The following is a 24311-nucleotide window of genomic DNA, read 5'->3' on the forward strand; positions in this document are numbered from 1 at the left end:
CTATGGCTAAATCTTCTCAATCATATATCCCTTACCAGGTCGTCGAGCCAAACAGCACGTCGGCGATGGTTCATCTGCAACCTTTTTTCAAACGGTGGCCCTGGTTTGTGCTGTCGCTGGCGGTAGCGCTGGCGGGTGCGTATGTGTATCTGCTTTACCAGCAGCCCATTTATCGCACCAAAGCCAGCCTGCTGCTTCAGGATGAAAAGCGGGGCAGCGAGCAAAGCAACCCGCTGAAAGAGCTGGAAACCTACTCGCCGAAGAAAGTAGTCGAGAACGAGCTGGAAGTGCTGAAATCATCGTCGCTGATGGGGCAGGTGGTCGACAACCTTAACCTGACCTCGAAGTACCTGCGGCAGACCTCGTTTGGCAAGCGCGAAATCTTCAGCGCATCGCCGGTGCTGGTAATGGTCGAAAAAGGTAACGACGCGGTGTACAAAAAGCCGGTTGAACTGGACTTCGTCAATGACAAAACGGTTCGGATCGACGCCAAAGATTATCCGCTCAACCAGTCGATCACGACCCCCTACGGTCAGTTGCGGGTGGTAACCCGGCGGCCGGTCAGCGATACGACGGAAAGCGTCTTTTTACAGGCGATGCCCCGCGCAGCGGCCATCGGTACGTATCTGGGCAAGCTGAAGGCTGAACCAACCAGCAAAACATCGACGGTGATCGATCTGACGCTTGATGACGCCGTACCCGAAAAAGGGGAAGCTATTCTGGGCGGGCTGATTCAGGAATACAACCAAGCGGCTGTTGTCGACAAAAACAAGGTGGCTGCCAGCACCCTGCGGTTCGTGGAAGAACGGCTGCGGATGGTGTCGGGCGAACTGTCGTCGGTGGAGCGCGATGTTGAGTCGTATAAGTCGAGCAAGGGGATCACTGACCTGAGCACGCAGGCGTCGGCGCTGGTCGAAACGGCCCGGCAGAACGACGCGCAGATCAATCAGGTAAACATCCAGCTGGCGTCGCTCAACGACCTTCAGAAGTTTATCAACAACTCATCGAACAAGCGCAGCAGCACCCCCGCTACCGTGGGCCTTACCGATGCAACCCTGCTGGGGCAGATCAACCAACTGTCGGACCTGGAACTGAAGCGCGAAGAGAAAGCAGCCACTACATCGGAAGAAAATCCGATGCTGGTATCGCTTGATAATCAGATTAAAAGCACGAAGGCGAACATCAGCCAGAACATCGAAACGATGAAGAGTCAGCTGCAAAATTCGCAGCGCGAGTACACCAGCAAGAGTCAGGAAGTTGAGTCGTCGATCCGGTCGATTCCGCAGCAGGAGCGGGCGCTGGTCAACATCACCCGGCAGCAGGGCATCAAAAACGATCTGTACACCTACCTGCTGAAAAAGCGGGAAGAGCTGGCCGTGCTGTTTGCCGCTACGCAGGCCGACAGCCGGGTTGTCGACCCACCGACCGCCGGTGGTGCACCCATCAAGCCCGTCGGTGCCGTGATGTACGCCCTGTTCGGACTGGTTGGTCTGTTGGTGCCAACGGCCCTGATCGCCGGTCGGAACGCCGTTAATACCAAAGTGACCCGCCGACTCGACGTGGAGGACATGACCCACGTCCCGATTCTGGGCGAGGTGATGAACAAGCGGAAGCGCGACGTTATGGTGGTTGGGCAGAATACCCAGTCGGTCATTGCCGAGCAGATTCGAACCATCCGCACCAACCTACAGATCGGCAATCCGGACCTTACCGCCAGTCAGGTTATCCTGTTTACGTCGAGTATCAGCGGTGAAGGCAAATCGTTTGTGTCGCTCAACCTGGGTGCCAGCATGGCGATGCTCAAGCAGCCGACCGTGATTCTGGAGATGGACCTGCGCATGCCCCGGCTGCATCAGGTATTTGGCATCGACAACAGTGTGGGGCTGAGCAACTACCTCAACGGCGAAGCCACGCTCGACGAGATTCTGCAACCCGTGCCGGGCCACCCCAACTACTTCATCATTCCGAGCGGGCCGCTGCCCCCGAACCCGTCTGAACTGCTCAGCGGGATGGAAGTGCGGACGCTGATGGCCACGCTGCGCGAACGGTTCCGCTACATCATGGTCGATGCTCCGCCGATCGGGATTGTAACCGACGCTCAGTTGCTGGCTCCCATGGCCGATTCGACGCTGTTCGTCGTTCGTCACGGCCTGACCCCCAAGCACTGCCTGAAGATTCTGGACAACCTGCACCGGGAGCAGCGGTTCCAAAACCTCAGCATCGTGCTGAACGCTGTAGAGCGGGGCAACTCCTACCACTATAGCCACCAGTACAAAAACAGCTATTCGTACCGGTAGCCCGGTACAACCTCCTACGTGACTTACTCAACCACGTCTCTCTCACTTTGTCATTCTGTTAACCACACTTGCTATGTCGACCACGTATACGCATCTGAGTAAAGCACCTCAGAAAGATCAGGCGAACGTACGCATAAGCTCGCGTAAAGCTGGCCGCACCCTAACCCGCACCGATTTGCGAAACCTGGAAAAACGGGTGTTTGATCTGGCAATAGCGGGTGTCGTCTCCATTACCGTGCTGATCTGGCTGATCCCGCTGATCGGCTTGCTGATAAAGCTTTCCTCGCGCGGGCCGATTCTGTTTGTGCAGATGCGTACCGGCCGCGACGGTAAGCCGTTTCGCTGCTTCAAATTCCGCACGATGACTCACGCGCCGAATGCGGAGTTCAAGCAGGTAACAGTCAACGATGTACGGGTAACGCGCCTGGGCCACATCCTGCGCCGGAGCAATCTGGACGAGATGCCCCAGTTTCTCAACGTGCTGCTGGGCCACATGAGCGTGGTTGGGCCCCGCCCCCACCCCATTCCGCTCGACGCCAAATACTGGCACTCGATGCCGGGCTATAAGGATCGCTATACGGTGCGGCCGGGCATTACCGGACTGGCACAGGCGCGGGGCGCACGGGGCGAAACCGACGTGCTCTACAAAATGAAGGGACGCGTGCGGTACGATCACCTGTACATCCGCCGACAGTCGTCGCGACTCGATATGAAAATCTGCTGGTGGACGGTGAAAGCCGCCCTGAACGGCAATCGGAATGCCCGTTGATACCCAGTCTCTAACTACCCCAACTCATGAACGTTCTTGGAATCAATCTGTACGACGCCGGTCTTGACTCGGCCGTGCAGGGCTGTCTGGATCAGTGCGCAACGACCCAGCCCCGCCACAGTCACTGCATCAGTGCTACCGACGCCCACGGGCTGGTGACGGCCTACAAAAAGCCGGAGTTTAAAGCGCTGCTCGACTCGTTCTACTGGGTGCTGCCCGACGGTATGCCGAGCGTATGGCTGGGCCGCTGGAAGGGCGCCGAGCAGATGACCCGCTGCTACGGGCCCGACTTTTTCAAGCTGGTACTGTCGCAAGGGGCCAACCAAAACGTGACCCACTTTTTCTGCGGGGGTAAGGAAGGCGTTGCCGACGAGCTGAAAGCAGCCGTCAGTAGCAAATTCGGCAACGACAAGGTTGTGGGTACGTACTGCCCCCCGTTTCGCGAGATGACCGACACCGAACTGCGGGAGCTGGCCGACACTATCAATCAGTCGGGTGCCAATATCGTCTGGGTCGGGCTGGGTAGCCCCAAGCAGGAGCGGTTTGCCGCCCGGCTGGCCAAGCTGGTCGACGTCAATTTTCTGGTTACGGTCGGCGCGGCTTTCGACTTTCACACCAACCGGGTGGCGCAGGCCCCCCGCTGGATTCAGCGGCTGTCGATGGAGTGGTTTTTCCGGCTGATGATGGAGCCCCGGCGGTTGGCGAGTCGCTACCTGCGCGTGGTGCCCCTGTTTATTCTGCTTAACCTGAAAGAAGCCCTGACGCCCCCCGCTCGTCGCACGCCTAACGCTTCAGGCAGGGTACTTTCCCTGCTCTGTTCCTATCTACGAATGACCACCGAAGAAATACATACTATCCACGAACCACAAACCGACGCACCACCGTCGGTCGTCAAGCGCTTTGTCGTCAACGTAGCGTCGTTGTTCAGCGTGCAGCTCGCCAACATGCTGCTGCCGCTGCTTACCGTGCCTTATGTGGTGCGGATTATTGGGCCGGAGCGGCTGGGGCTGCTCAATTTCTCACTAGCGTTTATTGCCTACTTCAACCTTGTCATCAATTACGGCTTCGACATGGCTGCGGTGCGGAATATCGCGGCCAACCGAACCGACAAAGCCGAGGTTAACCGGGTTTTTTGTGAAGTACTGGCGGGTAAGGTGCTGCTCTGGATCCTGTCGACGGTGCTGTTTGCCGGTATCGTCATCGCTGTTCCTGAGTTTCGGGAGCAGTGGGTGCTGCATGCCTGCACGTACCTGACCTGTATCGGGGTAGTGCTGTTTCCGCTGTGGCTCTATCAGGGCATGGAAGATTTGAGCCGCGTAGCCCTGTTCAACCTGATCGTCAAAGTGCTGTTTTCGCTGTCGGTTTTTGTACTGATCCGGCAACCGGGCGATTACATCTACCAGAATCTGTCGATGAGCGTGGCGCAGGTGCTGGTCAGTGTGGTGGCGCTGGTGGTAGCCATCCGGCGCTATAACCTGACGATCAGCTGGCCGCTCTGGACGAACCTCAAGCAACGATTCATCGACGACCGCACCCTGTTTTTCTCGTCGCTGACCATCACGCTCTACGCCGGGTCCAACGTGTTTCTGCTGGGGCTGCTGAGCAATGCCTACAACGTGGGCATCTTCGCGGCCGGTACGCGGCTGGAAAGCATCAGCCGGGCGTTTGCCGGTATCGCCCTGAATCAGGCGTTTTTCCCCATTGTGGCCAACGCCTTCGGGCGCAGCCGCGAGCAGGGGCTGCGACTGGTTCGGACAACGTTCTTTCCCCTGGCCGCGTTTATGGGCGTTATTTCGCTGGGTCTGTGGGTCATCGCGCCGTTTTTTATCACGCTGTTTTACGGGGACGCTTTCCGCGACGCCATCACGATTCTGCGTATCGTTTCCCTGCTGCCGCTCGCCATTGGCATTAGTAATCTGCTGGGCCTGCACACGATGCTGAACCTGCGGATGGACAAAGCCTTTTTCGCCATTACCGCCATGGGCTCCGTTATCGGACTGACGCTGAACATGCTGCTTATCAAGACCTCCGGGCACATCGGCGCGGCCTGGGCGTGGGTCATCACGGAGGGGTGCATCACCATCGCGATGTACATATACCTCCGGTCGCAAAAGATCGAAGTTGTTCAGCTTTCGGCCCTTACCGAAGCCATTGCCTTTACCAAAGACCGCCTGCACGTCCTGTCGAAACGACTACCCGGCCGTCACTAATCCCCCTTACTAAACCCGCACCATAAACCGATAACCAGTTATGCAATCGCCACATGACCTGCATCGCGGCCCAGCCGGGCGACATTGATGCACCCTCAAGAGTTATGAAAACAATAGCAACCTTAATCGTTACGTACAACCGGCTCAGCGACCTGAAAGTGTGCGTGTCGTGCATTCGGGAGCAAACCCATCAGCCCAACGCCGTGTACGTCATCAACAACGGCAGCAATGATGGGACGGATGAATGGCTGGCCCAACAGCCGGACCTGACGGTCGTTACGCAGGCCAATCTGGGCGGAGCCGGTGGGTTTGCCACGGGTATTGAGCGGGCCTACAACGACGGTTACGACGAAATCTGGTGCATGGACGACGACTGCGTCCCAACCCCCGATGCGCTGAAAAACCTGGTCGAGTCGCCTAACATCGGACCGGGTATCAAGAACTGCGTGTCGATCAACGTGAAGAACCACGAAGAGCTGGCCTTCTTCGTCCGCCAGAACAACAAAGATTATCAGCGGGTGTCGGATATGGACGGATACGACCTCATCTACGGGGTGGCGTCGCTCTTCAACGGTACGCTGATTAGTTCGGAAGTGATTAAGGCGATTGGTGTCCCCGACAAGAAGCTGTTTATCTGGGGCGACGAAGTGGAGTACATGACGCGGGCGATGAAAAATCACTTCCCCGTAGTCACCGTCCCGACGTCGCTGCTGTTCCACCCCCCTCCGTCGATCGGGATGGCATCCCCTGGCCGGGCGCGTGGAAAAACTACTACCGCATCCGCAACGAACGGCGCGTGTTTCAGAACGCCCACGGCGACAAGTACGGCTTTATCATGTTTATGTTCTGGTCGATGAAAGCCACGTTCAGCCAGCTGGCCACGAAGCGCAAAAACCGGTTCTACAACTTTATGCTCTACGGTGAAGCGGCATCCGACAGCCTGCTCAACAACTTCCGCAAGCGGCCCAACACGATTTACACCCTGCGGCTCTATCAGTTCATGAACAAATAAGCACTCCGATGAACGTACTGATTGCAACCTATCTGGCAACCAACTCGCCCTCGGGCGTGGTCACGTATACCCAAACGCTGACCCGCGACCTGATGGCCAATGGTGTTGGTGTGCAGGTAATCGATGCAGGCAGTACGCCCGTTGGCTGGCGCAAATTTCTCGGCCTTGCCAAGCGGCTGATGCGTCCGCTGGGCGGCACGTTTGCGGCCTTCTACGACGAGTTCGCTTACTTCACCGGGGTCTATCTGGCTGCGCGTCGGCTTAAAAACACTGGTATCGAACTGATTCACGCGCAGGACCCCCGCTCGGGCGCGGCTGCCCGGCTGGCCCTCGACTCGTCGGTACCGGTCGTGCTGACGTGTCACTTTAACGACGATCCGGTGAGCGAACTGGTCAGTGTGTTTTCGCTGGGTCCGCGGGTTAAGCGCGTTCTTACGAACTGGTACGTGTACCTGTTCTCGCATATCCGCCACTATGTGTTTGTCTCGAACTACGCCTACACGTCTTCGAAGCAGTTTCTGCCCGCGACCATCGACAAGCGGGTGCTGCGTAACTCGGTTCAGCTGGCCTACACCCCCCGTCGGCACGATACCGGCGAGGGTCCTCTGATAATCAGCAATGTTGGCTACCTCGACGAACGGAAAAATCAGCAACTGCTGCTGGCTATCGGGCGCGAACTACTGCTGCGGGGTAAGCCGGATTTTCGGATCTGGCTGATCGGCGACGGCCCTAAACGGGCGGAGTACGAAGCCCTCGCCGAGCAGTGGCAGCTTTCCGGCCACGTAACGTTTTACGGGCGGCAGTCGGCCCCCTGGGAGCTGGTGGCGCAGAGCGATCTATACGTGCATACGGCCCTCAACGACAACTGCCCCTACGCCCTGATCGAAGCAATGGCGGTTGGTGTGCCGGTGGTAGCCCTGCCATCGGGCGGCATCCCGGAGATGGTACCCAACGGGCTGGGCCTGCTCGCGTGGAAGACAGCCCCCGAACTGGCAGACGAACTGCTGGCCTATGCCGACGCTGACCGGCGGCAGCAGATAGCCGAGCAGCAGGCGGCCTACGCCGACCGGGTGTTTAACCACCAGCGCAACCTCGCCGAATTACTGGCCTATTACCAACAGCTAACCGGCAGTGAGTCCTCACCGGCTCCGGCCCCAATTCCTGTATTGTCATGACGATCTGGCTATTTCGCTTCGCGCTCTTCATGATCCTGTTTGGCCTGAGCCCGCTGACCTACGGTGGCGACTCGCTGCACCCCGTGCTCGACAAAGTAACGAGCGGCATGGCGTTGGTCGGGCTGGTTTCACTGGTCATCTGCTTCTTCGACCTGCCCCGCTTTTACAAGATCATGGCATGGCCCATTTTCATCGGTGCCATTCTGCTGCTACTAGAATCGAAGTACGAATACGGTCAGTACGTTTACTCGTATTTCGTAATCAAACGGTTTGTCTACTGCGCGCTGGCCATGACGGCCTACTACGCGGCCAAACGATCGGGCCCGATCCGGTTCGAGTACATCGGCTATCTGGTACTGGTGCTGTTTTTCGTCAATCAGATTCTGCTGGGGCAGATTTACACGTATTCGCTGTCGTCGGAGAGCCGCACCACAACGGCCCCCGAAGCCCTGTATCTGGTTGTGCCGTTCCTGTATTTTCTGGTTCAGTACTACAGGGAGCACAAGCTCATTTCGCTGTTTTCGTCGCTGGCCGTTTTTCTGTTCATCGTTATCCTGCTGCACCGGTCGGTTATTTCAACGGCGGTCATCGCGGCCGGGGTGGTTACAGGCCTGATGCTGATGAGTAAATCGTCGGAAAAAGGGTTTCCGGTGGGTCGCACGTTTATGTTCTTCATTGTGGTCGTCAGCCTGTCGACTCCGCTGGCGGGGATGCTCTCGGATAAGAAGTTCGATGCCTTTATGGAAAGCATCAACGGCATTCTGGACCCCAAAGAAGACAATACCGGCAGCTGGCGGCTGGAGCAGTCGCAGCACTACATGGCGCTGGTACCTGAACGCCCGCTTCTGGGCTGGCGCTACGACGGCTACGACCGCGGGGAAGTGATGCGCCACGAAGATTTCCCCGAAAAAGGGACCATCATTCACTCGCAATACGTCGATCAGCTGTACAACTACGGTGCCGTAGGACTGGCGATCAACCTGCTGCTTATTCTGGGTACGCTGGCTACCATCTACCGCCGGAAACAACTGTATACGACCGAGCAGCTGGTGCTGTTTGGCTTTATAGCGGGCGGGCTGATCTACGGCGTTTCCTACCAGCTTCCGGTCTACTACTGGGGCCTGGTCGGCATGGGTATGTTCTACGGCCTGCAACGGCCCGCGCACCGGTTTACCGTACCGGAACTGCACGAAGACGAACACGAACACGCGCTTCAGCCAGCCGATTAATTACCTACTTTACGTTCTCACGCTCCTATGATTAGTGTCGTAATTCCCGTCCACAACCGTCTCGACTACACCCGGCAGTGTCTCAACTGCCTGATGGCGCAGACGTACCGCGACTTCCGAATCATCGTCGTTGATGACGGCTCGACAGACGGTACCGATCTCATGATCGAAACAGAATTCCCCGAGGTTGTGCTCATCAAAGGCGATGGCAACCTGTGGTGGACCGAAGCTACGAACGTCGGTATCCGCTACGCCATGAAGCAGACCGACGGCGACGGCCCGCACTTTGTACTGACGCTGAACGACGACACCATCGTACAGCCGGACTACCTGCAATCGATGCTCAACGCCTGGCAGGCCCACAAGCCCTGCCTGATCGGGTCGGTCAGTGTCGACAGCGAGAATCCTGAACGGCTCGAATACGCCGGGTCGGCTTTTGAGCTGTACACCGCCGGGGGGCGTCACCTCGCGGAAGATTATCAGTACAGCTACGCAAACCTGATCAGCAAGGCCGACCACGTTGAGTCGCAGTCGCTACCAGGCCGGGGTACGCTGATTCCGATGGAGGTGTTCGCTAAAGTCGGGCTGTTTAACGCCGAGAAGTACGCCCACTACATGGCCGACATCGAGTTTTCGATCCGGGCCCGGAAAGCGGGGTACCGACTCATTGTCGACGCCAAAAGCATCGTCTACGAAATTGTCCGGGCAACGGGCATTCAGGTCGAGAAAGGACTGACGTTCAAGCAGTTCATTAACAGCTTTACCTCGATCAAGTCGCCCACTAACCTGACCGTCCGGTACAACTTCGCGATTGAACACTCGCGCACCAAGCACCTGTATTTCTGCTTCGACATTGGCCGGATCTGCGCTGGTTTTCTGCTGCGCAAAATTCGGATGAGCCGGGTCGGTTAGCAGACCGTTTCGTAGTTCGTCGTCCACATTCAGCATCAGCGGCAACGCCAATCCAGTCGACCGTTATGAAAACAATATTGATTTCGGCTTATGCCTGCATCCCCGGTCAAGGTTCCGAAGAAGGAACCGGCTGGACTTATGCATCGACGTTGAGTCAACAGGGCTACCGGGTTCACTGCCTGACCAAAAAAGACGGGCAGGCCATCATCGACCCAATTCTGGCGGATGGGCAGTTTCCCAACCTGACCGTCCACTACGTGCACGTGCCCGATTGGGTCAACACGTTTTGCAACAAGGGACTCACGGGGATGTATTTTCATTACATCTACTGGCAGTGGACGGCTGCGCAGCTGGCGAAAACGCTGGATCAGACGGAGCCTATCGACCTGATTCATCACGTGTCGTACGGCAGCATTCAGCTGGGTAGTTTCATGTACCGGCTCGGCAAGCCCTTCGTGTTTGGCCCCGTAGGTGGTGGGCAGCGGGCTCCTAAGTCCATGAAGCGGTATTTCGGCGAGTTCTGGAACCGCGAATGGATGCGCGACGTGGTCGGCAAAGTACTGGAATACGTCAACCCCGCTTACTTCCGCACGGTTCGGAAAGCCGATCAGCTGATTGTAACCAACCTCGACACGCTCCAGCTGGCCCGTACCCTGCGGCCTACGGCACCCGTCGAGCGCATCTGGGACGCCAGCCTGAGTGCGGCTTTCTTACCCGCCGAACCCATTCAGCACATACCCGGCGCTACGCTCAAGCTGCTTTGGGTAGGGCGTTTGCTGCCCCGCAAAGCACTCGAACTGACCATTCAGGCGCTGGGCCAAGTCGATCCGTCGGTACCCGTTACGCTGACGATTGTGGGTGGTAAGGGCGAGATGGTCGATCAGGTACCGGGCTACCTCGACCGCTACAACGTTCGCGATAAAGTCGACTGGGTTGGGCACGTCACGTTTCAGCAGGTGAAGGATTACTACGAACAGTCGGACGTGTTCTTCTTTACCAGCCTGCGCGACTCCTGCCCGCATCAGCTGCTGGAAGCCATGGGGTATTCGCTGCCGGTGGTGACGCTCAATCTGCACGGGCAGGCCGAACTCGTCGACGACTCGACCGGCATCCGGGTACCGGTCGATACCGAAGCGCAGGTCGTGGCCGATCTGGCCAGGGCAATCGAGTGGATGTATCATCACCCGGCCGAGCGGCTCGCGATGGGTCAGGCGGGCTACGCGTTTGCCAAAACCCAGCTTTGGGATACCAAGATTCGTTTGTTTACCGAACGTATCTACCCCTCCGTTCTGACCGAGTCACCGGCCCTGCTCGCCAGTTCCTGATTTCCCGCACGACGCACGCTCCTCCATACCAGCCTACCTGAACCCTATACTGCCGACAGCCGCTTTTGCCCGGAAGCAGTATCGACGTCGGCCGTTCCTGCTCTCTCTATAAGCCAACGTTTATGAAAAATATCCTGATCTCAGCCTACGCCTGCATCCCCGACCGGGGATCCGAAGAAGGCAACGGCTGGAACTACTCGTCAATCATCAGCCAGCATGGCTATAAGGTATGGTGTATCACGCGGAATATCGGGCAAAAACAGATCGAAGCGAAACTGGCCAGTTCGCCAAACCCTAACCTGACGTTTGTGTACGTAACCGTTCCGCGCTGGATCGACAATGCTTACCACAAGGGGTTGTTTGGGCTGTATTTCCACTACATCTACTGGCAGTGGGCGGCCGCGAAAGTTGCCCTGGCCCTGCACAAAGAGCAAGCCTTCGACCTGGTTCATCACGTGAGCTACACGAGCCTGCAAATGGGCAGTTTTCTGTATCGGCTCAACTGCCCGTTCATCTACGGGCCCGTTGGTGGCGGGCAGGAAGCTCCCGTCTCGTTCCGGCACTATTTCAAACAGTACTGGCTGAAAGAGCAACTTCGCTCGGCCGTCAGCAAGCTGATGCTGCGCTTCAATCCGGGCTGTTACGAGTCGGTACGCCGGGCCAACTACGTGCTGTCTTGGAACGAAGATACCAGCCGGATGATCCATAAACTCGGTCGTCGGCAGGCTGTCGACAAAGTGTTCGGCGGGATCGATAAAAATTTTATTCCGACCACGCCGACCCACCGGCCGACGCACCGGGTGCTGGAACTGATCTGGGTAGGTCGGCTGATGCCCCGTAAAGGGCTTGAACTGACGCTGCACGGCCTTAGCAAAGTCGATCCGGCCTGCATGGTACACTTCACCATCATCGGCGACGGAGAGATGGGGCAGTACGTGGACGAGTATATCAGGCAGTACGGGCTGGAGAAGCGCGTAACCTGGGTCGGCAAGGTGCCTTACACCGATCTGAAAGCCCACTACGCCAACGCCGACGTGTTCTACTTTACCAGCCTGCGCGATACCGGGCCGGGGCAACTGATGGAAGCGATGGGCTACACCCTACCAGTGGTAACACTAAACCTGCACGGGCAGGCCGAGCTCGTCGACGACTCAACGGGCATTCGGGTGCCAGTTACCGACCCCGATTCGGTAGCCGAGCAGCTGGGCAAAGCCATCGAATGGATGTATTACAACGAAGAAAAGCGACTGGAGATGGGCCTCAACGCCTTTCGTTTTGCGCGCGAACAGTGCTGGGAGAAAAAAATCGCCCGCCTGCTACGCACGTACTACGCCCCCCTGCTCAACCCAGAACCTGTTAACGAAGCCACTGCGGCCCGTTATTAATTACACACGACAAGCCACCTCGGTTATGTATATTGCTATCGCTGCGCCTATCGCTACCAACGACTTACTGGTTGGTCTCGACCCGGCAACTTTACGCACGTTTCCCAAGGGGCGGGCCGAAGCCCCCCTGGTTAGCCACCTCATTCAGGAATTACTCCGGCAGGGCCACCGCGTACTGGCCATTACCACCGACCGGATGCTGGACGACGACGAGCCACCGTTTGTGTACGAGCAGGGTAACCTGACGTACGTGGTGGCCCCCAGCCGCCAGCGTATCTTCCGCCTGAACGGCAAACGCCTGGGCCGCACGGCCGACTTTTTCCGGGTCGAGCGGAAGCACATCCTGAATATTCTCCGGCAGTACAAGCCGGATGTCGTTCATGGGCACTGGACCTACGAATTCGCGATGGCGGCCATGGCCTACGACCCCAACTCGCTGATTACCATCCACGACAATGCCCGGCTGATTCTGAAGTACATCCCCACGCTGGAACGGCTGTTTATGCTGGGTATGGCCCGGTACGTGTTTCACAAGGGACGCCGGTTTACGGCGGTTTCGCCCTACACGGCCCGGTCGGTTCAGCCCTGGACGTCCGCGCGCATACAGGTCGTTCCCAACCCGGTCGTGATGCCCGTGCTCGACGAAGTCATCAAACCAAATCACCCGGTTATTACGATGGCTGCGAATGGCTGGGCCAAGCACAAGAATCTGGAAATAGCGCTGCTGGCGTTTAAACAGGTTCAGCAGCGACACCCCGACGCGGTGCTGTGGGCCTACGGTACGGCGTTTGAACCGGGTAAGCAGGCAGACGATTTCTGCCGGAAGCACGCGATTCCGAATGTTCGCCTGTTTGGCCTGACGCCCCACCAGACCATGCTACAGGGCATTGCCCAGAGTAATCTGGTCTTGCACACGTCGGTGGAAGAATCGTTTGGTATGGTGCCCGCCGAGGCTATGGCCTGTGGCATACCGGTAGTAGCCGGTCAGCTCAGTGCCGTGCCGTGGGTCGTTGGTGAGGGCGGTCTGCTGGTCGACGTGACGGACCCCACCGCCATCGCTGCCGCCGTCGACCGGTTGCTGACCGATCCCGCACTGGCGCAGTCGCTGGGGCAAAAGGCCCGTGCCAGCATTGCCAGCCGGTTCGATCTGAAGAAGGTCACAGACCAGTATCTGGCGTTGTACGAGCAGTCGTTGTCGACAAGAGCCGTTCCCGAGGCTGTTTAGTTTCGGGTTGGTGGCCGGGTTGGTAGCCCGGTCAGCCTTAATACCAGCCCCTACAGTTACCCTCCGTAGTTTGCTGAATTTCAGCGATATTCAGGGAGGATTCACGGGCTGAGCAGACAATAAACGTAGAACCCCGGACGGGCCGCAGCGCTATCCACGCGGGTGCCGGCCAGCTTCTTTCGCTACTGGCACCTGCTGAGGCCAGTGCTTCCTGACCAATTGGAATATCCACTAATTACCCGTTATATATGAACCCCAATCTTCACCGATTACCCGCCCTGCTGCTGCTGTTTGTCAGTATGGCAGCCTTTTTCGTCGCCTGTAAAGACCCGGAGCCCCCAACACCCACCCCCGGCTCAACGGCGGTAACGATTACCAGCATCGACCCCACGTCGGCCCCTGTCGGTAGCACCATCGCGATCACCGGTACGAACTTCAACACCAACCCCGGCAGCAACACGATCACGATCGGGGGTGTGCCGGCCACTATCGTATCGGCCTCATCGACGCAGCTTATCGTTACGGTACCCGCCAGTGCCACAACTGGCGCAGTTAGTGTCTCTACCGGGGGGCAGACAGCCCAGAGTTCGTCAACGCTGACCATAACTCCGCAGCCGGTTAAGCCCACAGCGACCCTTCAGGGAACAATCTTCAGCAACCGGACCCTCAGCCGCGACACGGTGTATCTGCTCCGGGGCCTCGTGTACATACCGCAGACCTACACGCTGACCATTCCGGCGGGAACGGTTATTCGCGGGGCAGCCGCCGACGCCGACCCGTCGGGAGCCAACATGCCCGGCTCACTGGTAATCGAGCGGGGAGGCTTCATCAATGCCAGAGGTACCGCAACCCAGCCCATCATCTTTACGTCGGCTAAAGCAGCCGGGCAGCGTAACTACGGCGACTGGGGCGGGGTGGTGCTGATCGGCCGGTCGCCGGTAAACCGACCCGGCACCACGGCCAACCCACGCAGCATTCGCGGCACGGTCGAAACGTACGGCGAACCGGCTGGTAGCTCAGGTGTCATGCAGTATGTGCGTATCGAGTACAGCGGTGCGCCGATGGGTGGAAACACTGGAGTACGGTTGCCAGGCCTGTCGTTCTACGGCGTCGGGGCGGGAACGACCGTCGATCACATCCAGGTATCCTACGGTGCCGGTGATGCCTACGCCTGGTTTGGCGGTACGGTAAACGCGAAAAACCTGATGGCTTACCGCACTACCGACGACGACTGGACCGTTGACTGGGGCTATACCGGCAACGTACAGTTCGGTGCCTCCCTGCGCGACCCCAACGTGTTCGACGCGTCGGGGTCCAACGGGCTGGAAGTCGAAAACTACGAAACAGCGGCCACCGACGTTACGCCGGTAGTGGCCATCAACGGGCAAACGCAGAACGTACCCGTATTCGCCAACATGAGCAGCTTCGCCTTTGGCACAACGCCAACAGCGAGCAACGCCCGCGCTGGTTATCAGTCGGGGGCTTACCTCCGCCGGAACAGCGCCGTAGCCGTGTACAACTCTGTTTTCTACGGTTATCCGGAAGGCTTGCGGGTGGAATCGATCACGGGGCCCAGCAGCCTGACGAGCGGCATTATTGACCTGCGCGGGCTGGTACTGGCCAATACGCCGTTGCCCGTTGTGGGGGGTGGCGTGGTCACGACCGATCAGGTAGCGCAGTACTACATCACTCCCGGGCGTAACAACCAGGTGATCCAGTCGGGCAGTCTATCGGCGCTGCTGCTTAACGCCAACAACTTCACGCTGACCTCGCCCAGCTTCCTGCCGCAGTCGGGTTCACCCCTGCTGAGCGATGCCGTCAGCGGTAACCGCCTGAACAGTTTCTTTACCTCAGTAACCTACAGGGGCGCGTTCGGCACCGACAACTGGGCCGCCAACTGGACGAACTACAGCCCCAGACGGTGGACTACGATCGGTAGGATTTTGGGTTTGTAGTTTGAGATTCGTGGTTCCTCCGGCGGTTGCTACCGCATGGCTGTACACCGGAGGAACCACGAACCTCAAACTACAAACCACAAACTCAAAAATCACCCCTTAATATCCTGCCCCGAGCGGATCGTGACGGGGGCACCGTCGGCGAGGAACACGCTGCTGGGAGGTCCGGTGAAGAAGGGGGCGAATTGCGGCCCGTAAAGGGTGGTGACGTCACAGCGGACGTCGAAGCGGCTGACGGGGTAAATCTGCCAGCGGTCGTGCACGACTTCAAACTCCGAGGTGTGTTTGTTGCTCCGCGTGGTGTAGCCCCAGTAGTTTTCGGTGATAAACCAGGGTTCGGTACCGGGCGTTGCTTCGCTCCCCGTCAGACTGGCGTCGACGTCGATATAATTCCAGTCGCTGCCGACCTGCCACTCGTAGCGGATATGCTGGCGATCGTCGTGCGTTTGCCAGGTGTGGCGCATCGGGCGGGCTTCGTATGGTTCGCCGTAAAGCGTTCGGGCAACCCACACGATAGCCGGTTTCGGCACGATCTCTTTCACGAACACGACGCCCCGCTGCCAGCCTTTGTCGGTCTTCCGCCGGACGTAGAACCGCAGGTTGAATTCTTCAAATTCAGTGTGGAAGGGCACCGGCACTTCGCTCAGCATCCTGACCTTCTCGAAGTTGAACCCAACCAGGCTGCCGAAGCAAACGCCGTTGTAGTCATCGAGTTCGGTACCGTGCGGCACCAGCGGCTGCAACACAGCGCGGTCTATGGGGTAGTTGGCGAAAATCAGGTTGCGCCACTCAGCGGAGAGAAATGTAAACGCCATAACGTATAAAGTCGATGGGTAAAAAAAGGTCAGCTTCGCGGCTGACCTTTTTGTTTGTTCAGGAATAATGGGAAGCCTGGTCCAACCCGTACTATCCTTACGGAAACTTGGGGAACTTGCTGAAGTCGGGCTTGCGCTTTTCGAGGAAAGCGTCTTTTCCTTCCTTGGCTTCTTCCGAGAGGTAGTACAACAGGGTAGCATCACCGGCCAGCTGCTGAATACCGGCCTGCCCGTCGAGTTCGGCGTTGAACGATGCTTTGAGCATACGCAGCGCGATCGGACTCTTTTCGAGCATCTTCCGGCACCACGCGATCGTCGTTTCTTCCAGCTTGTCGAGCGGCACCACTTTGTTGACCAGTCCCATATCGAGGGCTTCCTGAGCGTCGTACTGATCGCATAGGAACCAGATTTCGCGGGCTTTTTTCTGCCCCACGACCCGCGCCAGGTACGAAGCACCGAAGCCGCCATCGAACGAACCAACCTTTGGCCCCGTCTGCCCGAAGCGGGCGTTATCAGCGGCAATGCTCAGGTCACAGACAACGTGCAGTACATGCCCCCCACCAATCGCGTAACCGGCTACCATCGCTACAACAGGCTTGGGAATCCGGCGAATCTGCATTTGCAGGTCGAGTACGTTCAGGCGCGGCACTTTGTCCTCACCCACGTAACCACCGTGCCCACGGATGGACTGATCGCCACCGGAGCAGAACGCTTCGCCCCCTTCACCCGTCAGAATAACAACGCCGACGCGTTCGTCCTGCCGGGCCAACTCCATCGCTTCCGACATTTCCTTCACCGTCTGCGGGGTAAATGCGTTGCGCTTGTGTGGCCGGTTGATGCTGATCTTGGCGATCCCGTCGTAATAGGTAAACAGGATTTCCTGATATTCCTTAATCGTCTCCCAGGGGTAATTGCTTGTCATTTTAATGAGTGAATGCTAGAATGATAGAATGATTGAGTATTAGAATGATTGAGTGATTGAATGTGATGCGTCAGCTTATTCAATCACTCAATCATTCTATCATTCGGTATATGAAACATCGTGATACTGCACATCCCAGGTGTGGTCGGCCATCATCCGGACGGTCGCCAGGCAACGTTCGAAGGGGAATTTCCGCCCCCACTCCGTTGGGCCGACCATCGATAGCAGATCGGTACCGTTTTTGCGCTGGTAAAAGTGATAGGTGTGCCCTACGACTGGCTCAAAACTCATCTGGGCCGCGTAGATGCGCTCCGAAATTTCGACCCGGTGCCGGATCGCCGTTGCCTGCTCGGCCAGTAGCTGCATCTGCTTGTACAATTGGCTGAGCTGCATATCGGTCTGCTCGCGCATGGCGGCTACGGCCCGACCCGTTATCTTACCTTTGTCTTCGGGCCGGATTACTGCCCCACCCGCCGTGTGCGCGTATTCGAGCAACCCCGGCGATGCGGCTACTTTTTCCGGCGATATTGGATTGACAATAACTTTGGCTTCTTCCATATGAATTGGCAAACCGCCGGATCAACAGCTTTGTTTCTTCGGCGGTTGTTGCTAAAAAAAAGCATCTTTACAACACTGTATCCGCTACTCCGACAAAAGTACGACAAACCGATGGAAACCCCCTCTACCCCGCCTACCACCCCGCGCCTGTCGCGCCAGTCGTTTTTTCAGCTACTGGGCGCAGGCTTTACTACGCTGCTTTTCTCGGGCAACACATCGGGCTGTTCCGGTACAGAAGCGGCTCCCGACCCGCAACCCGACGTGCTGACGCTGAACCTCAGCGACAAAGCCAATCAGGCGCTCAGTATCAAGGGTGGCTATGTCTTCACAAACAACATCATAGTGGCCCGTACCAACGCCGATCAGTACGTCGCTGCTGGTGGTCGCTGCTCGCACGACAACACGATTCTGGTATTTCGCCCCGCCGACAACCAGTTCTACTGCCCGCTCGACCTGTCGCGCTACAACCTCAGCGGCAAGGTCATTAGCGGCCCGGCCACCGTTCCCCTGAAAACCTACGACGTCTCCAGCCCCAGCGCGGGTGTTCTGGTGGTTAGATAGTTTTAGAGTTATAGAGTTGGATAGTTATAGAGTTGTAAAGTTGCTGGCGCGCGTGGCTGCCGCCGGATGGTCTGACGCGCCAGCCAACTCTATAACTTTACAACGCTAAAACTTTACAACCTCAAATGAGAGATTTTCTCGATGCCTGGCGGAGTGGGCAGGAACGGTTTACCCTGCACACGTCTGGCTCGACCGGTACCCCTAAGCCGATCGAGCTGACCCGCGCGCAGATGCGGGCAAGTGCCCACCTGACGGGGCAGACGCTGGGCCTGCAACCGGGCGATGCCGCGCTGGTGTGCCTCAATACCAACTACATCGCCGGGATCATGATGCTCGTACGCGGGCTGGAGTTGGGGCTGCCCATGACCATTGTCGAACCCGTCAGCAACCCGCTTGCATTGCCGGAGGTTGCGGGCAAATCGTTTGCGTTTACCGCGCTCGTGCCGCTACAGCTGCAAACCATTCTGACCGAAACACCGGAGAAAAAAGCGGTGCTGGACGGCATGAAGGCCATTCTGGTTGGCGGGGCCGCTACCAGTCCGGCACTAGAAGCCCTGATTCAGCCGATCACTGCGCCCGTCTACGCCACCTACGGCATGACCGAAACAGTGTCGCACATCGCCCTGCGCCGACTCAATGGCCCCGACGTGTCCGATGTGTTTACCGCACTGACGGGCGTCGACCTCGGCACCGACGAGCGGGGCTGTCTGCACATCACGTCGGCGGCTACCAACTTCGAGCGTATCCAGACCAACGACGTCGTCGACCTGATCGACCCGATGCACTTTCGGCTGCTGGGCCGAGCCGATAGTGTGATCAATAGCGGGGGCGTCAAGGTGCAGCCGGAAGCCATCGAGCGGCTGATTCAGTCGACGCTGGCCGGGGCCGGGCTAGCTCCGCGCCTGTTTATCGCTGGCCTACCCGACGACCGGCTGGGGCAGCGCGTGGTGCTGGTGCTGGAAAACTGTTCGCTCACCGACGCGCAGTGGGCCGCCAGTCAGCAGGCCGTACGCGATGTACTGGGACCCTATTCCGTACCGAAAAGCTGGCATACCGTCGACGCATTCAGCGAAACAGCAACCGGCAAAATCGACCGACAGGCAACAGTCGCCCAAATCCGCTAATTTTACGGGTCGATTCTTACGCTATGTCATTCACCAGTCTTCGCATTCGGTTTCAAACCGCCCGGTCGCTGCCCGCACCCTACGCTTATTTCTACACCCTCGACCTGCGTCCCGCGTTCAGCGATTTTTTGCAGGTCGACCTGTCGATTACTTACCCCGACCGCGACGATATCGACGACGATGAGCTGATTGCGGAAGGATTCACCCGCGACGACGATTTTTCGTGGTCGGGCCGATTGCCGAAAGCGTGGCTCCAGGCCGTGGCAAAACTGGCCGATCAGACAACGCTGCAACCGGCCGACGAAGACAAGCTGGACGAGGCCGACGATTTCTGGGAACTGAAAATTGCCCGGAATCCCGGCCCCGACCGGCAAGGACGCCCGGCAGATACCGGGGCGGGCAGCACCGACGACTGGCAATATCTAGTGCAGGAACTGACCCAGGCCACGCTCGAAGCCGACAACCGCGAACGCCCTTTTGAGTTGACCTACCTGCGTATCGGCCCCGACGAAGCTGAAGTGCGGGTAACGGCTTCGTTTGCGCAGCGCAGCGTAACGTTCACAACCATTCGCAACCGGCGCGAACGCAACCAGTCGTTGCCGTGGACGGCCTTGCAGAAGCTGATGACGGCGGTCTACGCCAACGATTACGACCCTGATATGGCCCAGCCCAAACGCCCCAAAGCACCCGGTCAGTGGCTGAATCTCGGCACCGACGAGTGGTACAACATCAGCGCGTTCACCGACCTGACCCGAACGCTGGAAAACCTGTAGCCATTCCGGCAACGATTCGTTCGGCCGTCTCACAATCCATCCCCGTCGCCATCCGTTTTTAGGAAAGCCCTATCTTTGGGCTGTACTGTCTATTCTCCATGAACCAACCGTCTTTTTTTCAACGCTACCTGCCGCATATCCTCGCCGTGCTGGGCTTATTGGTGCTGTCGATTGTTTATTTTTCGCCGGTGCTGTCGGGCAAAACGCTGGCCCTGATGGACGTGCAGCAGGCATCCGCTTCGACGCAGGAAATCCGCGAGATAGCCAAAGAAACGGGGATCAAACCCCTCTGGACCGACGCCCTCTTTAGCGGGATGCCGGCCTACATGATCGACTTCGATTACCCGCACATCTACATCTACAAAGCCATCACGGCGGTACAGAACCTGCTGCCGCCCTTCGCCAGCATCGTGTTTATCATGATGGTCAGCGCGTATATTCTGCTGGTTGTGCTGGGGTGTAACCCGTGGCTATCGGCACTGGGCGCGGCTGCGTATGGGCTGGGCACCTTCTCCATCATCAGCCTGGAAGCAGGGCACGTGTCGAAACTGCTGGCGCTGGGCTACGGGGCCGGAGTGGTGGCAGGCGTCATCCTCTGCCTGCGCGGTCGGTACTGGATTGGCGCGGCCGTTACGGGCCTGTTTCTGAGCATGGAGTTCGGGGCCAACCACATCCAGATCACGTACTACCTTTTTCTGACACTGGGTCTGCTCGTCCTGATCGAAGGTATCGCGCTGGTGCGGGCCGGGCGGGGCAAACAGCTTGGCATCGCGCTGGCGGTGCTGGCGGTCGTCGGTGTGCTGGGCGCGGGTAGCTTCGGCAAACGCCTGCTGGTTCTGAACCAGTTCACGAAAGAAACCATCCGGGGCCGCTCGGAACTGACCGCCAAAACGACTAACCCCGACGGCAACTCGGCCGCTGCCGAATCGAAGGGTGGGCTGGACAAAGATTACGCGTTCAGCTACAGCTACGGCAAAGCCGAAACCCTGACGCTGTTGATTCCCAACCTATACGGTGGCGCATCGGGTGGCGGGCTAACGACGAGTTCCGAATTTTACAAAGCGATGGTGGGCCGGGGTGTCGATCCGGGCATGGCCAAGCAATATGCCGAACTGGGCGCGCCAGCCTATTGGGGCGATCAGCCGATGGTGGGCGGTCCGGCCTACGCGGGGGCGGCTCTTGTCTTTCTGTTCGTGCTGGGTTTGTTTGTGCTGCGTGGCCCCGTACGGTGGTGGCTGCTGAGCGCAGCCGGCTTGATGATCGTGCTGGCGTGGGGCAAAAACCTGCTCTGGTTCAACGAACTGCTGTTCGACTACCTGCCCTACCTGAACAAGTTCCGGGCGATGACGATGGCGCTGTGTCTGGCTCAGTTGTTTATGGCCGTCGGTGCCGCGCTGGGTGTTCAGGCCATCATCGACCAAAAGTTGACGTTCGCGCAACTGAAGCAGCCACTGACGATCAGTCTGGCATTGACAGCTGGGCTGGCACTGGTGCTGGCACTGCTGGGCGGTACGTTCTTCACGTTTCAAACGGCCACCGACCTCGACCGGCTGAGCGGTAGCTTCGGCGAAGCGGCCCGAGACATTCTAAACGCCATCATCAGCGACCGACAGGGGCTGCTTCGGGCCGATGCGTTCCGGTCGTTCATCCTGATAATCCTGACCGCCGGGCTGATCTGGGCCTTTGTAAGCGGCAAACTCAAGAGCGGGCTGTTCTATCCGCTGCTGCTGGCAGTGGTCGTGTTCGATCTGTTTTCGGTCGACAAGCGGTTTCTGAACAGCAACGATTTTATCAGCAAGGCGCAGGCAGCGGAAGTATTTACGCCGACGGCCGCCGATCTGCAAATTCAGCAGGACAAATCGCTGGGGTACCGGGTCTTCGATCAGACGACTGATTTTATGAGCAGCAACCGGGCATCGTATTTCCACCGGTCGATTGGTGGGTACAATGCAGCCAAACTGCGCCGGTATCAGGAGCTGGTCACCTACGCGTTTCAGGGCAATACGCTGAATATTCTGAACATGCTGAACGTCAAATACGTCATTCAGCAGCCCCAGCCGAACCCCAATAACCCCCAGCAGCAGCCTACTGAACCGGCGGCACTGACGAACCCCGAAGCACTTGGCGTGGGCTGGTTTGTCGGCACCATCATCCCGGCAGCCGATGCCGACGCGGAGATTGCAGCCATGAAAACGCTCAGCACCCGCGACTCAGCCCTGGTCAGTCAGGCCGATATGCCTAAGCTGGCAGGCTTACCCGCTCAACTGGGCCACACGGGCAGCAGCGTCCAACTGACCAGCTACCGGGGCGATAAGCTGACCTATACCGTCAATGCGGCTCGCGAAGGTGTCGTGGTTTTTTCGGAGGTGTACTACCGGGGCAACGAAGACTGGCAGGCGTTTGTCGACGGAAAACCGGTACCGCATTTCCGGGCCAACTACGTGCTGCGGGCTATGCGGATACCGGCGGGTAAACACACGGTCGAGTTCCGCTTCGACCCGCCACTGGCCCGCACCGGCGATACCATCGACCTGATCTGTAACGTGCTACTGATTGCTCTGTTCGGCTTCGTCATTTTCAAATCGACCCGCAACCAGCCGACCAACGGCCCCTCGACGCCCGAACCGGTGCTGCCCGAACCAGACCGGCCTGTATCAGAGGCCCCGCTAACTGGCTCATCAATCGCAGACCGATCGAAGAAAAAACGATAAAAAGTAAAGGCCCTTCCAACCAGAAGGGCCTTTACTTTTTCGGAATAGATCTGTTTACCACGGTTTAGCAGACCAGCTACTCATGTTTTGTTGTCTGACGCACCCATCTCCCGGCCCAGCCGGGCACTGATACCACGCGATTTCGCTACGGCCAGCACCTGAGCCGTGTACAGACTTTGATGGCCCGACATTAGAAAGCTGATAACGCACGAAACGGCTGCGTAAGGCGCAACAGACGCGCCAAACAGCTCGATGGCCAGTATGCTCGTGGCAATAGGCGTGTTGGTGGTTCCGGCCAGCAGGCTAACGAAACCGATGGCGGCAAACGTAGCCCGATCGGCCCCGACCAGATCGCCGAAGAAGCTCCCCGCCGTTGCGCCGATGAACAGTATGGGGGTGATAACGCTACCGCTGCGGCTAATGCTGAGCGTTATGATCGTGAACAGGGCTTTGAGCAGAAAAGCGTAACCCACAACCGGCACCCCGCGTACACACGACTCCATCAGATTCAGGCCCAGCCCCAGGTAGTCGCGGGAGAACAGCAGCGTCAGCCCGACGAGTACAGCCCCGCCGAGCAAGCCTTTGAGGGGGCGCCAGATCGGAATGCCCGTCACGACGCGGGTACTGCTGCGGATCGCCCAGATCATACCGTAGGCGCAGAGGCCGAAGAAAATACCCCCCGCCATCAGCTTCAGAAAGAACCCCTGCCCGAACGCCGGAACAAATTTTAGCGGATAGTAAAAAAACGTGACCCCCAGCGCCGACGATACCTGATAAGCCGTGATCGACGCGACGAAGGCGGGCAGCAGCACGTCGTACAGGATTACGCCCACCGCCAGCAGTTCGATGCCAAACAGCGCACCGGCCAGCGGAGCGCCAAACACACAGGCAAAGCCCGCACAGAACCCGCACAGCACCATCTTTCGTCGGTCGATGTCGTCGACCCGGAACAGACTGGCAAATACCGACCCGATTCCGGCACCGATCTGCGCACAGGGGCTTTCTTTGCCCGCCGAGCCACCCGTTGCCAGAATCAGTACCACGTTGATGACTTTGGTTGGGATAAAGCTTCCTTCGAGTTTGCCGTGGTTTTTGTTGATGGCGGCAATAACTGCGTCTGTACCGAGGTGCCGTTTCAGGACAAACTGACTCAGCAGGTTAGCCATGAAAAAGCTAAGCGGCAGCAGGTAAAAAACGTGCTCGTAGCGATTGCCCTGCTCAATAACGAAGTGAATAAAGCGGATAAACGTCGATGCGCACAGCCCTGCCACACAGCCAATAACCGTAGAGATCACAAGCCATTTCAGGACCGACACAAAAAGGATAAGTTCGTCGCGGGCGCGCATGATCGAC

General features: G+C 58.2%; 20 protein-coding genes. 16 read left to right on the top strand and 4 right to left on the bottom strand.

Annotated features, from left to right (window positions below):
- The first annotated feature begins 2 nt into the window (after positions 1 to 2).
- The 12 genes from HH216_RS20000 to HH216_RS20060 all read left to right on the top strand — a co-directional run bounded on the left by HH216_RS20000 (position 3) and on the right by HH216_RS20060 (position 15494).
- Positions 3 to 2297: a GumC family protein gene (locus tag HH216_RS20000; protein WP_169552413.1), complete on the top strand. Its 2295-nt coding sequence runs from the start codon at positions 3 to 5 to the stop codon at positions 2295 to 2297.
- 73 nt (positions 2298 to 2370) lie between these two features.
- Positions 2371 to 3066 (top strand): sugar transferase, encoded by a 696-nt coding sequence (locus HH216_RS20005; protein ID WP_169552414.1) that lies wholly within the window; start codon positions 2371 to 2373, stop codon positions 3064 to 3066.
- Positions 3067 to 3092: 26 nt separating this feature from the next.
- The gene (locus HH216_RS26215) at positions 3093 to 5276 is read left to right on the top strand and encodes a WecB/TagA/CpsF family glycosyltransferase (RefSeq protein WP_254448526.1); all 2184 of its coding nucleotides are present in this window, start codon (positions 3093 to 3095) and stop codon (positions 5274 to 5276) included.
- A 104-nt stretch (positions 5277 to 5380) separates the two neighbouring features.
- The gene (locus HH216_RS20020; RefSeq protein ID WP_169552415.1) at positions 5381 to 6133 is read left to right on the top strand and encodes a glycosyltransferase; all 753 of its coding nucleotides are present in this window, start codon (positions 5381 to 5383) and stop codon (positions 6131 to 6133) included.
- A complete protein-coding gene (locus HH216_RS20025; protein ID WP_169552416.1) occupies positions 6112 to 6288 on the top strand; it encodes a hypothetical protein in 177 nt (58 codons plus the stop codon). The genes HH216_RS20020 and HH216_RS20025 overlap by 22 nt, the downstream gene beginning before the upstream one ends.
- An 8-nt stretch (positions 6289 to 6296) precedes the next feature.
- The gene (locus HH216_RS20030; protein WP_169552417.1) at positions 6297 to 7463 is read left to right on the top strand and encodes a glycosyltransferase family 4 protein; all 1167 of its coding nucleotides are present in this window, start codon (positions 6297 to 6299) and stop codon (positions 7461 to 7463) included.
- Entirely contained in the window at positions 7460 to 8692 is a 1233-nt protein-coding gene (locus HH216_RS20035; RefSeq protein ID WP_169552418.1) for an O-antigen ligase family protein, read from the top strand. The genes HH216_RS20030 and HH216_RS20035 overlap by 4 nt, the downstream gene beginning before the upstream one ends.
- Before the next feature lie 27 nt (positions 8693 to 8719).
- Positions 8720 to 9604 carry a glycosyltransferase family 2 protein gene (locus HH216_RS20040; RefSeq protein WP_169552419.1) on the top strand — a complete coding sequence of 295 codons (885 nt, stop codon included), beginning with the start codon at positions 8720 to 8722 and terminating at the stop codon, positions 9602 to 9604.
- 65 nt (positions 9605 to 9669) lie between these two features.
- Positions 9670 to 10929 (top strand): glycosyltransferase family 4 protein, encoded by a 1260-nt coding sequence (locus tag HH216_RS20045; RefSeq protein ID WP_169552420.1) that lies wholly within the window; start codon positions 9670 to 9672, stop codon positions 10927 to 10929.
- Between the two features lie 122 nt (positions 10930 to 11051).
- Positions 11052 to 12314 carry a glycosyltransferase family 4 protein gene (locus HH216_RS20050; RefSeq protein WP_169552421.1) on the top strand — a complete coding sequence of 421 codons (1263 nt, stop codon included), beginning with the start codon at positions 11052 to 11054 and terminating at the stop codon, positions 12312 to 12314.
- Positions 12315 to 12339: 25 nt separating this feature from the next.
- Complete coding sequence (locus tag HH216_RS20055) at positions 12340 to 13539, top strand: glycosyltransferase family 4 protein (RefSeq protein WP_169552422.1); 1200 nt, start codon at positions 12340 to 12342, stop codon at positions 13537 to 13539.
- A 248-nt stretch (positions 13540 to 13787) separates the two neighbouring features.
- Positions 13788 to 15494 carry an IPT/TIG domain-containing protein gene (locus tag HH216_RS20060; protein ID WP_169552423.1) on the top strand — a complete coding sequence of 569 codons (1707 nt, stop codon included), beginning with the start codon at positions 13788 to 13790 and terminating at the stop codon, positions 15492 to 15494.
- A 92-nt stretch (positions 15495 to 15586) separates the two neighbouring features.
- Here HH216_RS20060 and HH216_RS20065 read toward each other — a convergent pair whose 3' ends face one another.
- The 3 genes from HH216_RS20065 to HH216_RS20075 form a co-directional block, all read right to left on the bottom strand.
- Complete coding sequence (locus HH216_RS20065; protein WP_169552424.1) at positions 15587 to 16309, bottom strand: YqjF family protein; 723 nt, start codon at positions 16307 to 16309, stop codon at positions 15587 to 15589.
- A gap of 97 nt (positions 16310 to 16406) precedes the next feature.
- Positions 16407 to 17231, bottom strand: a complete 825-nt coding sequence (gene menB / locus HH216_RS20070; protein WP_169552425.1) for a 1,4-dihydroxy-2-naphthoyl-CoA synthase — start codon at positions 17229 to 17231, stop codon at positions 16407 to 16409.
- Between the two features lie 99 nt (positions 17232 to 17330).
- Positions 17331 to 17789, bottom strand: coding sequence for a DUF2452 domain-containing protein (locus HH216_RS20075; protein WP_169552426.1), 459 nt, complete (start codon positions 17787 to 17789; stop codon positions 17331 to 17333).
- 111 nt (positions 17790 to 17900) lie between these two features.
- Between HH216_RS20075 and HH216_RS20080 the strand changes: the two genes are divergently transcribed.
- From HH216_RS20080 to HH216_RS20095, 4 genes are all read left to right on the top strand, one after another.
- The gene (locus HH216_RS20080; protein WP_169552427.1) at positions 17901 to 18350 is read left to right on the top strand and encodes a QcrA and Rieske domain-containing protein; all 450 of its coding nucleotides are present in this window, start codon (positions 17901 to 17903) and stop codon (positions 18348 to 18350) included.
- A 125-nt stretch (positions 18351 to 18475) separates the two neighbouring features.
- A complete protein-coding gene (locus HH216_RS20085; RefSeq protein WP_169552428.1) occupies positions 18476 to 19474 on the top strand; it encodes an AMP-binding protein in 999 nt (332 codons plus the stop codon).
- 23 nt (positions 19475 to 19497) lie between these two features.
- The gene (locus HH216_RS20090) at positions 19498 to 20247 is read left to right on the top strand and encodes a hypothetical protein (RefSeq protein WP_169552429.1); all 750 of its coding nucleotides are present in this window, start codon (positions 19498 to 19500) and stop codon (positions 20245 to 20247) included.
- A gap of 98 nt (positions 20248 to 20345) precedes the next feature.
- The gene (locus HH216_RS20095; protein WP_169552430.1) at positions 20346 to 22958 is read left to right on the top strand and encodes a YfhO family protein; all 2613 of its coding nucleotides are present in this window, start codon (positions 20346 to 20348) and stop codon (positions 22956 to 22958) included.
- Between the two features lie 80 nt (positions 22959 to 23038).
- Here HH216_RS20095 and HH216_RS20100 read toward each other — a convergent pair whose 3' ends face one another.
- Positions 23039 to 24304 carry a chloride channel protein gene (locus HH216_RS20100; RefSeq protein ID WP_169552431.1) on the bottom strand — a complete coding sequence of 422 codons (1266 nt, stop codon included), beginning with the start codon at positions 24302 to 24304 and terminating at the stop codon, positions 23039 to 23041.
- Positions 24305 to 24311 lie beyond the last annotated feature (7 nt).

It is taken from the genome of Spirosoma rhododendri, from assembly GCF_012849055.1.
GTDB classification, from domain to species: domain Bacteria; phylum Bacteroidota; class Bacteroidia; order Cytophagales; family Spirosomataceae; genus Spirosoma; species Spirosoma rhododendri.

What these genes read in the sequence shown, in the direction of transcription:
- HH216_RS20000 (WP_169552413.1), top strand. Translation starts at nt 3, where the DNA reads ATGGCTAAATCTTCTCAATCATATATCCCTTACCAGGTCGTCGAGCCA.
- HH216_RS20005 (WP_169552414.1), top strand. Translation starts at nt 2,371, where the DNA reads ATGTCGACCACGTATACGCATCTGAGTAAAGCACCTCAGAAAGATCAG.
- HH216_RS26215 (WP_254448526.1), top strand. Translation starts at nt 3,093, where the DNA reads ATGAACGTTCTTGGAATCAATCTGTACGACGCCGGTCTTGACTCGGCC.
- HH216_RS20020 (WP_169552415.1), top strand. Translation starts at nt 5,381, where the DNA reads ATGAAAACAATAGCAACCTTAATCGTTACGTACAACCGGCTCAGCGAC.
- HH216_RS20025 (WP_169552416.1), top strand. Translation starts at nt 6,112, where the DNA reads ATGTTTATGTTCTGGTCGATGAAAGCCACGTTCAGCCAGCTGGCCACG.
- HH216_RS20030 (WP_169552417.1), top strand. Translation starts at nt 6,297, where the DNA reads ATGAACGTACTGATTGCAACCTATCTGGCAACCAACTCGCCCTCGGGC.
- HH216_RS20035 (WP_169552418.1), top strand. Translation starts at nt 7,460, where the DNA reads ATGACGATCTGGCTATTTCGCTTCGCGCTCTTCATGATCCTGTTTGGC.
- HH216_RS20040 (WP_169552419.1), top strand. Translation starts at nt 8,720, where the DNA reads ATGATTAGTGTCGTAATTCCCGTCCACAACCGTCTCGACTACACCCGG.
- HH216_RS20045 (WP_169552420.1), top strand. Translation starts at nt 9,670, where the DNA reads ATGAAAACAATATTGATTTCGGCTTATGCCTGCATCCCCGGTCAAGGT.
- HH216_RS20050 (WP_169552421.1), top strand. Translation starts at nt 11,052, where the DNA reads ATGAAAAATATCCTGATCTCAGCCTACGCCTGCATCCCCGACCGGGGA.
- HH216_RS20055 (WP_169552422.1), top strand. Translation starts at nt 12,340, where the DNA reads ATGTATATTGCTATCGCTGCGCCTATCGCTACCAACGACTTACTGGTT.
- HH216_RS20060 (WP_169552423.1), top strand. Translation starts at nt 13,788, where the DNA reads ATGAACCCCAATCTTCACCGATTACCCGCCCTGCTGCTGCTGTTTGTC.
- HH216_RS20065 (WP_169552424.1), bottom strand. Translation starts at nt 16,309, where the DNA reads ATGGCGTTTACATTTCTCTCCGCTGAGTGGCGCAACCTGATTTTCGCC.
- menB (WP_169552425.1), bottom strand. Translation starts at nt 17,231, where the DNA reads ATGACAAGCAATTACCCCTGGGAGACGATTAAGGAATATCAGGAAATC.
- HH216_RS20075 (WP_169552426.1), bottom strand. Translation starts at nt 17,789, where the DNA reads ATGGAAGAAGCCAAAGTTATTGTCAATCCAATATCGCCGGAAAAAGTA.
- HH216_RS20080 (WP_169552427.1), top strand. Translation starts at nt 17,901, where the DNA reads ATGGAAACCCCCTCTACCCCGCCTACCACCCCGCGCCTGTCGCGCCAG.
- HH216_RS20085 (WP_169552428.1), top strand. Translation starts at nt 18,476, where the DNA reads ATGAGAGATTTTCTCGATGCCTGGCGGAGTGGGCAGGAACGGTTTACC.
- HH216_RS20090 (WP_169552429.1), top strand. Translation starts at nt 19,498, where the DNA reads ATGTCATTCACCAGTCTTCGCATTCGGTTTCAAACCGCCCGGTCGCTG.
- HH216_RS20095 (WP_169552430.1), top strand. Translation starts at nt 20,346, where the DNA reads ATGAACCAACCGTCTTTTTTTCAACGCTACCTGCCGCATATCCTCGCC.
- HH216_RS20100 (WP_169552431.1), bottom strand. Translation starts at nt 24,304, where the DNA reads ATGCGCGCCCGCGACGAACTTATCCTTTTTGTGTCGGTCCTGAAATGG.